The organism is Protofrankia sp. CiP1_Cm_nod3 (assembly GCF_982290655.1).
Genome location: NZ_CEVIVD010000147.1, coordinates 1 through 11221, shown reverse-complemented (window position 1 = coordinate 11221; position 11221 = coordinate 1). Strand labels below are relative to the sequence as shown.

Below are 11221 nucleotides of genomic sequence, written 5' to 3'. Positions count from 1 at the left end.
GCCTCACCCCGCACCGCCCGGCTCCTCGCACCACCCCGCCCCGCAGCGCACCGTCAACGGCTCGGAGCGGCGAGCCTTCTCGTACGGGCATCCATCCGGGCCCGACGTGAACCTTCTTCCCGCATCCGAACAAATGCCGCGAGTAGCAGCCTGCCGAGCGGACAGTCCCGGACACAACGGGAACGCGACATCGCCGTCCACTGTCAGATAGGCGACAGCTTCCAGGAAGGTACCCGGAAGACAGCCGTTGATTACTCGGTAGTCACTCCAGGTAGTTCTAACACGACTCCTAGTAGCCATCGCGTAAAGTTGTCAGCAACTGTTACCCTGAGTAAGAGATTGGATCCAGTGAGCGGTTGATTTGGCGCTTATCAGTTCAAGGAGCGGAGATGCGCTGGGGTCAGGGGGCAGCGGGCCGGAACCGGCGAATCGGGCCGCGGACTCCCGCGGTGGCCACGAGAGCACACCGCCGGCCACGGACGAAGCGTTGGGCGGCCGGCTGCCGCGTGTCCAGGACAGCCGGCCGGCGCGCGGCCGCCGATCGGGGCGCGTCCAGCGGATGCAGGCCGACGCGGCCGGCGATCCGGCCGGTCTCCCGCACCGTGGTGGGCAGCGGGGCCCCCAGGTGGCATGACCGGGGATCAAAGACGACGTGACCGTGCCTCCCGACGTGACCGTGCCTCCTTTGCGCCGCCGGAGACCGAAAATCCCCGGTTCACCGAGCGGGAGCGCCCGCGAACATGGCATTCGATCAGTCAGCGGCGACCGGGCGGAAATCTCCACAAACCGATTTATCCGTATACAGACACGCCAGGCCGACATCGACCGTGACCGGGACCGGCGCCTGGCAGCGACCGAATGCTCCGCACTCCAGAAAGGACCACATGACAACACTGACGGAGCGAGCTGGCCGACCGAGCCGAGCCGCCCTTCTCGCTGACACCGCCACCGTTCGCGGCCGCACCCGGCCGTACCTTGTCGGCACCGCCGTGGCCACCCCGCCACGAGTCGCCCAGGACGACCTGTGGGAATTCTTCCGCGACCACTTCGCGGCCAACCCGCTCGCCGAAAAAGTATGGGCTTCGTCCGGAATCGTCAGCCGGCACTACGCCGTCGACCCGCGCAGGGAACCCAGCACCGAGTGGACCACCGGCGAACGGATGCGCCGCTACCTCACCGAAGCGCTCCCCCTCGGCCGCCAGGCCGTCACCGACGCCCTCGCCTCGGCCGGCATCGCACCCGCCGACCTCGGCCTGTTCGCCGTCGCGTCATCCACCGGGCATGTCACCCCCGGGCTGGACATCCGGCTCTCCCACGAACTGGGCATGCCGGCGAACCTGCGCCGCGTCATCATCGGCCACATGGGCTGCCACGCCGCGGTCCCAGGCCTCGGCACCGTCGCCGAATACGTCGCCGTCCACGGCAGGCCCGCGCTCCTGCTCTGCGTCGAGCTCGCCAGCCTGCACGCCCAGCCAAAATCACCCACCCTGCACGCGGGCAGCCCGACACGGGACGACCTCGAGCAGATCGTCGCGCATTCATTGTTCGCCGACGGCGCCGCCGCCGTGGTGGTCGCGCCTTCCGGACGGACATTTCCGGCAGGCGGCACGGCGAATCTGGAAGTCCTTGACGTCACGGCCCTCACCGATGGCAGCGTCAGCGACCACATGGGCCTGCTCGTCACCGACCACGGCTTCCGGATGCGGCTGTCGCCCCAGGTCCCGGAGGTGCTCGAACGCCACGTCACCGACCTCGTCACCAGCCTCCTCTCCGCGCACGGCCACACCCTCGACGACGTCGACGGCTGGGCCATCCACCCCGGCGGCGCGCGCATCCTGCGGGTCATCGCGGACCGGCTCCAGCTCAGCGAGGAAGCGGCCGCCCCCTCCTACGACATCCTCCGCGAATACGGCAACTGTGCCAGCCCCACCGTGCTGATGGTTCTCCAGCGGCTGCTGCGGACCCGCGAGATCCGACCGGGCAAAGTAGTGGTCGCCCTCGGGTTCGGCCCCGGCCTGACGCTGTTCGCCGCCCTGCTGAAAGCCCACTGACCACCGGCCGAAAGCCGCCGGCGGCCGATGACCGGGCTTCAGGAGATCCGTTCGAGAACCAGCCGTATGAACCATTCACGTCCGGAAGGCCCCGAAAGCAGGCGGAGACAGCCGGCCGCGACCTGTCCTGGCACGAGTCCGGGCTCCGCTACCCGCCCGAGGCCCGGCGGCCGTTCTCGCCTCCTGAACAGCGCCAATCCCAGTTACACAGAGTAATTGATTCGTGTTACTGTGTACGAGGGACCAGCTTCGAAGGGCGGAGCGGCGGCCGAGGCCGGGAGGCTCGCACAACGGACCCGAATTCAGCGGCGGCCCGTTCCTCCAGACCACCGCGCCCGGGCCCGGAAACATATCGCAAGGCGACAGGAGGGAAACGCCGGAAATCCTGGGCGTCGACCGACGATCCGGAACACCCACGCCGTGACGAGCGGAAACCTGTGTCATCGCGGCACAACGACACAGGCCAGGAACGGCACGGAAGTGATGTACGGGAAGCAAGAAAGCGAAACCCCGGCACCGCGAGCTGGGCAGCCCCTGCCCGCGACGGCTCCGGACACGCCGCCGGGCCGATACCGGCTCGCAAGCCGTGACCATGTGCTCCGTACCTAAGGAAGGACCAGATGACGCTGACCGAGCAGATTGACCTGCCGGGTACGTCCACTTTTCTCGCCGGCACCCCTGCCGTTCGCAGCCTCGCCCGGCCGTACATTGTCGGCACCGCCGTGGCCACCCCGCCGCGGCTCAGCCAGGACGACCTGTGGGAGGCTTTCCGCGAGCACTTCGCGGCCAACCCGCTCGCCGAAAAAGTATGGGCTTCGTCCGGAATCGTCAGCCGGCACTACGCCGTCGACCCGCGCAGGGAACCCAGCACCGAGTGGACCACCGGCGAACGGATGCGCCGCTACCTCACCGAAGCGCTCCCCCTCGGCCGCCAGGCCGTCACCGACGCCCTCGCCTCGGCCGGCATCGCACCCGCCGACCTCGGCCTGTTCGCCGTCGTCTCCTGCACCGGTTACGTGACCCCGGGCCTGGACATCCGGCTCTCCCACGAACTGGGCATGCCGGCGAACCTGCGCCGCGTCATCATCGGCCACATGGGCTGCCACGCCGCGGTCCCAGGCCTCGGCACCGTCGCCGAATACGTCGCCGTCCACGGCAGGCCCGCGCTCCTGCTCTGCGTCGAGCTCGCCAGCCTGCACGCCCAGCCAAAATCACCCACCCTGCACGCGGGCAGCCCCACCATCGAGGACTTCGAGCAGATCGTCGCGCACTCGCTGTTCGCTGACGGGGCGTCGGCCGTCGTGGTCGCGCCCGAGCAGCGCCCAGCCAGCGCCGTTGCCAGCCAGCTCGAAATCGTCGACGTGATGGCGAGCACGGACAGCAGCGTCAGTGACTACATGGGCTGGCTCGTCACCGACCACGGCTTCCGGATGCGGCTGTCGCCCCAGGTCCCGGAGGTGCTCGAACGCCATGTCGCCGGTCTCGTCACCACGCTGCTGAGCACACACGGCTACACCCTCGACGACGTCGACGGCTGGGCCATCCACCCCGGCGGCGCGCGCATCCTGCGAGTCGTCGCGAACCAGCTCCAGCTCAGCGAGGAAGCGACCGCCCCTTCCTACGATATCCTCCGCGAATACGGCAACTGCTCGAGCGCGACCGTCCTGATCATCCTCCAGCGGCTGCTGCAGACCCGCGAGATCCCACCGGGCAAAGTAGTGGTCGCCCTCGGGTTCGGCCCCGGCCTGACGCTGTTCGCCGCCCTGCTGAAAGCCCACTGACACCTGCTGAAAACCCACTGGCAGAACGCCGACAACCGCACAGGCCACCAGCGGCTGCCGGTGGCCTGTGCGGGCCAGGCCGCCGGCAGCCGCCACTCCGCCGCTCCGCCGCTGCCCGGGCCCGCCGACATCCGATGATCTACGCGGGGTGCTGGGACGTCCGCCGCACTCCGCGCGACACGAGGCGCGGCGCCGGGCACAGCCACGGCGATGCCGCCCGCCCGGTCCCGGTCTCCCGGTCTCCCGCGCCGTACCGGCCGTGGCCGGTGCACGTCCCCGCCCCGCAGCACCTGAAGGATGCCCGGCATGCCGTCGCCCACCCCCCGAGAAACTCCCGTCGTCATCATCGGCGCCGGGCCCAGCGGTACGACAGCGGCCAATCTCCTCGGCCGGCAGGGCATCGCCTGCCTCGTCGTCGAGCGCCACCACGGCGTCTACCCGCTGCCCCGGGCCGTGCATCTCGACGACGAAACGTTGCGGATCATGCAGTCCGCCGGTCTCGCCGACGACGTACGGGCCATCACCAGACCGGCGCTGGGCCTACAGCTGCTGAACGCCGACCACCGGCCGTTCGCCCGCTTCCAGCGGGACCCCGTCGACAGCGGGCAGGGCCATCCCGGGGCCAACATGTTCGACCAGACCATGCTGGAGGAGGTGCTGCGCCGGGGACTCACCCGTTTCCCGCACGTCGAGCTGCGATGCGGCGCCGAAGCCGTCGCCGTCGAGACCGGGCACACCCACGGCCCGGCCCCGCTGCGCGTCACGATCCGGGACAACGTCTCCGGTCGCCTCGAGCAGGTCTGGACCCACGCCGTCCTCGGCTGCGACGGCGCGAACGGCAGCACCCGCGCAACCGTCGGCACCACCATGGAGGATCTGCGTTTCACCCAGTCCTGGCTGGTCGTCGACGTGCGCAGCGAGCGGCCGCTGGCGAACTGGGACGGCATCCACCAGGTCTGTGACCGGTACCGCGCCGCCACGTACATGCGGATCGGCTCACGGCGCTACCGCTGGGAGTTCCAGATCCGGGCCGGTGAATCCGCCCACGAACTGTCCCGGACCGAGGTCATCCACCAGCTCGTCGCGCCCTGGCTCGGCGACGTCGACCCACGACAGCTCACCGTCGTACGCCAGACCGCCTACACCTTCCACGCGCTCGTCGCCCGGCGCTGGCGCCGCGGCCGGGTGTTCCTCCTCGGTGACGCCGCGCATCAGACACCACCGTTCCTCGGCCAGGGGCTGTGCGCCGGCGTCCGCGACGCGGCGAACCTCACCTGGAAACTCGGCCTCGTCCTGGCCGGCCGTGCCGACGAGCGGCTTCTGGACAGCTACCAGAGCGAGCGCCGGCCACATGCCCGCCAGCTGGTCCGCATGGCGGTCATGCTCGGCCGGACGATGACCAGCGGCACAACCGTCGTGGGCCCGGCGCGCCAGGCCCTGTTCGTCCAGGCCGCCGGGCTGCCCGTCTTCCAACGGCTGATGGAGCGCTCGGCGAGCCCGCCGCTGCGCCCCGGCCCGCTCGTCCGACCGGCGTCGCGGCCGTTGCCGGGCCGCCAGCAGCCCGCCGGACGGCTGTGCCCGCAGCCGCTGGTCCGCACCACCGCCGCCACCGGCGCACCTGTCGAGATCCCATTGGACGACCTGCTGGGAGACGGCTTCGCCGTCCTCGCCCGCTGCACCGGCTGGATCTTCGCCTTCAGCTGGGCCACCAGCATCGGCGAGGACACCCGGGCCTTCTTCGCCCGGCTGCGCACCCGTTACGTCGGCATCGTCCCGCCGAGTTCCCCTCTTCCGGTGACCTCGGACGATGTCAGGCTCATCCATGACACGAGCGGGGCGCTCGGCCGTTGGCTGACCCGCCACCATGCCAACGCCGTGCTGCTGCGACCGGACCACACCGTGTTCACCACCACCCGCTCCCTCGACCTGATCCGATGGCGCCACGAGCTCGTGTCCGCGGGGATACGGGACATCCCCCCGTCCGCGCGTCCGGTCCGGTCGGCTCGAAGCGGTGGCCACCGCAGCCCGTTGTCAGTGGCGCCGGCCGTGCGAGGCCGTCACACCCGTACGCCGGTTGGGCCGAATTCGACAGATCTTCGACCGTGGCCGGCCGGGGCTCAGGAACACTGAGGCGGTCTCCGCCGCCGCGGAGATCTTCACGCCCTCCACGGTGATGTGCCGTGGGCGACATGTCAGATATCCGACGTATCAGATATCCGACGTATCAGGCATCTGACGTATCAGGCGCTGCCGGCATGCTTCCTCCTGTCCGATGCCCATCACGCCCGGCGGTTACCAGGCTCCCGATCGATCGGTTCGATCGATCGGTCCGGGCGTGCGGGCACCACCCCGGACCTGCCGGCCGGCTGCTCCGGTGCGCGTGGGGACAGCGCCGTCGGCGCGTTCCCGGCCGGACGCCCGCCCGGGCGGCCGAGTACCCGCCGAACCGCCAGAGCGGACGGGTCCCGGCGGACGGACGTGGCCGTTGTCTCCCGCCGCACCGCCTAGATCGCGATTATCGTGAAGATCAGTCTGCCGGTCGTCCTGCTTGGTCGAGCACCCCCTGCCCCCGCCCGTGTTCCCGAGGAGGGTCCGCGATGACCGTTACCCCGCCTGCCGCCGTCACGCCAGGGCCCGTGCCCGTACGCGTGCGCACTGTTCCGGGATCGGCCGGCGGCCTGCGCGCGGCGAGGAAGCTGCTGCGTGCCGATCCGCTCGCCGGCCTCGTCCGCCTGCGCCAGACCCACGGCCCGGTCGTGCGGCTGTCGTCCCGTCCGCTCTCGGCGTTCCTGGTGGCGGATCCGGACGCGATCGCCGACGTGCTGGTCGGGTCGCACCGCTCCTACCGGCGGGGATTCGTCCGCCGTGGCCCCGGCTCCCGTGGCACCGCGGTGCAGCCCCTCACCATGGTGCTCGGGCAGGGCCTGCTGACCAGCTCCGGTGAGCTGCACCGCAGGCAGCGGCGGCTCATGCAGCCGCTGTTCCACCATCAGCGGATCTTCGAGTACGGCGAGACGTTCGCCGCGATCGCCGACGCGCGGGCCGCGTGCTGGCGGGACGGGCAGCGTCTCGACGTCCACGACGAGATGATCGAAATGACGCTGGCGATGGTCACGAAGACCTTGTTCGACGCTGATACCGACAGCGACATCGTGGCCGTGATCCGGGCCGCCATCAGCGAGAACACGGTGGCCGCCCGCAAGGCCCTGCACGCCGGTTTCGAGCTGCTGGAACGGCTGCCGCTGCCCTCGGCCCGGCGTCGCCGCAGCTCTCGCCAGGCCCTCGACCAGGTCGTCTACGGCCTCATCGAACGCCGCCGCCGTGAGGGAGCGCAAGGGCAGGACCTGCTGTCGCTGCTGCTGTCCGCCCGTGACGCCGACACCGGGGACGGCATGGACGACACCCAGGTCCGGGACGAGGCCCTGACCATCATGCTCGCCGGCCACGAGACCACCGCCAACGCGCTGACCTGGACCTTTCACCTCCTCGGCCGGCATCCCGAGGTGGCCGCGGCGCTGCGCGCCGAACTCGACAGCGTGCTGGCCGGCCGGTGTCCGACGGTCGCGGACCTGCCCCGCCTGCCGTTCACCGACGCGGTGCTCAACGAGTCGATGCGGCTCTACCCGCCCGTGTGGGCGATGAGCCGGTACCTGGTGGAGGACCGCGTCGTCGGTGGTTATCCGCTGCCCGCCGGGTCGACGCTGCTGCTGAGCCAGTGGGTCGTCCACCGCGACGAGAAATGGTGGCCGGAACCGGAACGCTTCGACCCGGAGCGCTGGATCGGGGACCGGGCCGACCCCGACCGGCCCCGCTACGCCTACTTCCCCTTCGGCGGCGGCCCGCACCAGTGCATCGGCAACAGCTTCGCCCGGACCGAGGGGGTGCTCGCGCTCGCGACGATCGCTCGCCACTGGACGTTCGAGCCCGTCCCGGGCCTGGAGATCACACCTGAGCCGCTGGTGACCCTGCGCCCCCGGGACGGACTGCCGATGACCGTCCGTCGCCGCGGCTGACGGCACACCGCCCGCGCCCGGCCCCGGCGTTTCGTGCCGGCCGAGCCGGCGAACGTGGCCGTCGACACACCGCGCCCGGCCCCGGCCCCGGCGTTTCCCGGGCGGAAAGCACGGGCGAACGGAATACCGCCGGCCGCCCTTTCACCGCGGCCGGCCACCAGAAACGCGGTTCTCCCGCCCGGCGACCCGGCCGGCTGGCCGACCAATGGCCGGGCCATCCTGACTCCTTCCGTGTGCATGGGCGCCGTGCGGAACATTGTGATGAAGCCGGCGCCACAGTGCGCGGCCTTCGGGTTCCGATACCCTGCCGGCCGGCCTACCCTTTGAAGAGGAACATCCGTCACCTGTATCCGCTGGGAGTAAAATGACTGCCAGAACCCTGCGGCGTGCCGTGGTCGCCATTGTCACCGGGCTTTTCGCCGTGTTCCTGGGCACCGCTCCCGCCAGTGCCCTGCCCACCGGTACCGACACCGCCGTAACCGTCGCCGATCCTGCCACCGGCACGGATCCCGCCACCGGCGGAGATTCTCCCGCCGGCGCCGGCTCCAACGCCCTGGGCGCGATTTCCGGCGTAGTGGAAGGCCTCTTCTCCAGCGCCTTCTCCCAGGCCGGGAACGCCGTTTCCGAAGGACTGTCAAACGGAGCCCCGAACTAACTCCCCCAGGACCGGCCGGTAATAATTTCCCACCCGCACCGTCCCGGCCGGGACAGCGGATTCCCCATGTTGTGCCGGCCGGGACAGGGCACGGGACAGGGCAACCGGCCACCAGCGGATCACCGCGTCCGCCGTGTTCGGCCGGACGGCGTCATGCCCTGCCCACCACGGTGCCGCTCCGGCCGTGACGGATTACCGTCCTCGGTGCCTCCTCGCCTCCCCGGCGCTGCCGCCCGCACCGCCCACACCGCCCACGAGGCCGCGTCAGCGGCGGTGCTTTCAGGACTTTCATCCCGACCACATACTTTTGTCCTGATTACGCCGCAACGGATGCCGAACCAGGGACCGCCGGGACACCCCGTTCCCGGGAATATCGACCGGAGAGCCGGTGGTTGGGGCCGGATATGACAACCATCGGACTGATCGGTAGCGGGAACATCGGCAGCACGGTGGCCAGGCTGGCCGTCACGGCCGGATATGACGTGGTCCTGAGCAACTCACGAGGGCCCGAGACGCTGAAGGAGCTGGTCGACGAGCTGGGCCCGCACGCCCGCGCCGCAACCCCCGGCCAGGCCGGGGAAGCCGGGGACCTGGTGGTCGTGACAATTCCGCTGCGGGCCTACCGCAGCGTGCCCGTCGAACCGCTCGTCAACAAGACCGTCATCGACACCGACAACTACTACCCGCAACGGGACGGGCAGATTCCCGAGCTTGACGACGAATCGACCACGACCAGCGAACTCCTCCAGAACCACCTGCCGACGTCCAAGGTCGTAAAAGCGTTCAACAACATCTATTTCAGGCATCTGCTGTCGCTGGCCCGGCCGGCCGGGGCACCCGACCGCAGCGCCCTGCCGATCGCCGGGGACGACGCGGGCGCGAAAGCGGCGGTGACCGCGTTCCTGGACGCGGTCGGCTACGACGCCGTCGATGCCGGCCCGCTCTCCGAGGGATGGCGTTTCCAGCGCGACACAGCCGCCTATGCGGCCTTGTACTTCGACCGGAGCCCGGGCAGCGGGCAGGAGGGGTTCCCGGCGACGGGGGTACCGGCCGGCGCGGCGGCGGTCCGCGCGGCTCTGGCCGCCGCCCGCCGCTATGCCGATACCAGCGGAAACTGACCCGGAACGACCATCTGGACCGGCCGTACGCCGCCGGTGATGACCGGCGGCGTACGGTGGCCGTGCCCCGGCGCTCAGCATCCCCCTTCCGCACGGATCCCCGGCCGGCCTCCCCGCCGGGCTTCCGGTGAGCGCCGCCCGCCCTCGCCGCCGGGCATCCCGATATGTCCTCCGAAAACGGCCGGCTGCCCGGTGGCGATAAGGGCACATTACGTGAGCGTCGAACGCCGTATTGCGGGGCGATGCGCGAAAGCGCCCGAACCATGCCGATGATGCCGGCCAGCACACGGAATCAAGGGTGCCCGCACCCGCGGACCAGGATGGTAAGGAGACCCGGAAACGGAAATGAAAAGGTGGTGAAGAGAAGATAAGTAGGGTATGACGATGCCGGTTCGCCCCCGGCCTCACGAGAAGGCGGGATCCGATGAACGGTGACAGACCGTGTACGGACACACCGGCTGACTGGTCCGATGACCAACCGGCCGACCGGCTGGCGGGGTGTCCGGGCGGCCGCCTGGCGGGGGACGGCGTGACAGCCGCGCTGGACGCGCACGGGATCGTGACAGGCTGGAGCGAGAGCGCACAGCAGCTCCTGGGCTACACCCCGGCGGAGATCATCGGGACAGCCGTGGGGACGTTGCTCGCCGACACGCTGCCGGCGCCGGCCCGGCACGCCGTCACGCACGGGCGGAGCTGGCAAGGACTCATCTCCGTTTGTCACCGTGATGGCCGTATCCTCCCCCTGGGAGTCCGCGCTCATCCTCTCCTGGACGCCGCCGGGGCTGTCACCGTGTGGTATGTGGCCGCGCTCCACGCCGGCCCCGTGCCCCTCGAGGCGCCTTACCCGGCCGCTCATAACGGGCAGGCGTGCGACCCCCGGGAGCCAGGGGAACCGCGGGAAGCGGGAGAGCCGCCGGTGGACGACCGGCTCCTGATCGACTGGGCGTTCACACAGGCCCCGATCGGTCTGTCGATCACTGACACCGAGATGCGGATCCGCCGGCTGAACACCGAAACCGCCCGCATGATCGGTAGCGCCGACACCGACCTACGCGGCCACCGGCTGGTGGACGCCTTACCCCACCCCGCCCACCAGGCAACCTGGGACCACCTCCGCCACGTGATGGCCACCGGCCGGCCGGCCCGCCACGAGAGCTTCAGCCGCGCGCAGGGCGAGACCCGCAAGCGCGCCTGGGCGGTCCGCACCTCTCCGGTCCGCGACCCCACCGGCCGGCTCCACGGCACGTTCACCGCCGCCATCGACATCAGCGAGCAGTACTGGGCCCAGCAACGCCTGACCCTGCTCAACGAGGCCACCACAGCCATCGGCAGCACCCTCGAGCTCACCCGCACCGCTCAGGAGCTCGCCGACATCGCCGTCCCCCGCTTCGCCGACCAGATCAGCGTCGCTCTCCTCGACACCGTCTACCACGGCAGCGAACCTGTTCCTGGCCCGCTCAGCGCCCCGTTCCCCCTGCGCTGTATCGGCTACGCCGCCGCCCTTCCCAGCGGCCCGACCGCACCTCTTGGCTGTACCACCACCTACCCCGCCGGCTCTCCTCTCGCCCATGCCCTCACCAGCGGCCAGCCCGCCATCTACCCG

The 11221-nt window shown here is 70.5% G+C and carries 7 protein-coding genes; all 7 read left to right on the top strand.

What is annotated here, in order from left to right:
* Positions 1-884 precede the first annotated feature (884 nt).
* Positions 885-2051, top strand: coding sequence for a type III polyketide synthase (locus tag AC5LUJ_RS20350; protein WP_250284979.1), 1167 nt, complete (start codon positions 885-887; stop codon positions 2049-2051).
* A 620-nt stretch (positions 2052-2671) separates the two neighbouring features.
* A complete protein-coding gene (locus AC5LUJ_RS20345; RefSeq protein WP_250284981.1) occupies positions 2672-3832 on the top strand; it encodes a type III polyketide synthase in 1161 nt (386 codons plus the stop codon).
* Positions 3833-4138: 306 nt separating this feature from the next.
* Complete coding sequence (gene mhpA, locus AC5LUJ_RS20340) at positions 4139-5962, top strand: bifunctional 3-(3-hydroxy-phenyl)propionate/3-hydroxycinnamic acid hydroxylase MhpA (RefSeq protein WP_250284983.1); 1824 nt, start codon at positions 4139-4141, stop codon at positions 5960-5962.
* A gap of 467 nt (positions 5963-6429) precedes the next feature.
* Complete coding sequence (locus tag AC5LUJ_RS20335; protein ID WP_493465531.1) at positions 6430-7845, top strand: cytochrome P450; 1416 nt, start codon at positions 6430-6432, stop codon at positions 7843-7845.
* Between the two features lie 364 nt (positions 7846-8209).
* Positions 8210-8500, top strand: a complete 291-nt coding sequence (locus AC5LUJ_RS20330) for a hypothetical protein (RefSeq protein ID WP_250284988.1) — start codon at positions 8210-8212, stop codon at positions 8498-8500.
* Positions 8501-8904: 404 nt separating this feature from the next.
* On the top strand, positions 8905-9618 hold the full coding sequence (locus tag AC5LUJ_RS20325; protein WP_250284990.1) for an NADPH-dependent F420 reductase: 714 nt from the start codon (positions 8905-8907) through the stop codon (positions 9616-9618).
* 529 nt (positions 9619-10147) lie between these two features.
* Positions 10148-11221 (top strand): PAS domain-containing protein (locus AC5LUJ_RS20320; RefSeq protein ID WP_493465530.1); only part of this gene is annotated, 1074 nt, incomplete at its 3' end.

Bases quoted from the DNA above. Each gene is read 5' to 3' on its own strand.
- AC5LUJ_RS20350 (WP_250284979.1), top strand. From the start codon at position 885: ATGACAACACTGACGGAGCGAGCTGGCCGACCGAGCCGAGCCGCCCTT.
- AC5LUJ_RS20345 (WP_250284981.1), top strand. From the start codon at position 2,672: ATGACGCTGACCGAGCAGATTGACCTGCCGGGTACGTCCACTTTTCTC.
- mhpA (WP_250284983.1), top strand. From the start codon at position 4,139: ATGCCGTCGCCCACCCCCCGAGAAACTCCCGTCGTCATCATCGGCGCC.
- AC5LUJ_RS20335 (WP_493465531.1), top strand. From the start codon at position 6,430: ATGACCGTTACCCCGCCTGCCGCCGTCACGCCAGGGCCCGTGCCCGTA.
- AC5LUJ_RS20330 (WP_250284988.1), top strand. From the start codon at position 8,210: ATGACTGCCAGAACCCTGCGGCGTGCCGTGGTCGCCATTGTCACCGGG.
- AC5LUJ_RS20325 (WP_250284990.1), top strand. From the start codon at position 8,905: ATGACAACCATCGGACTGATCGGTAGCGGGAACATCGGCAGCACGGTG.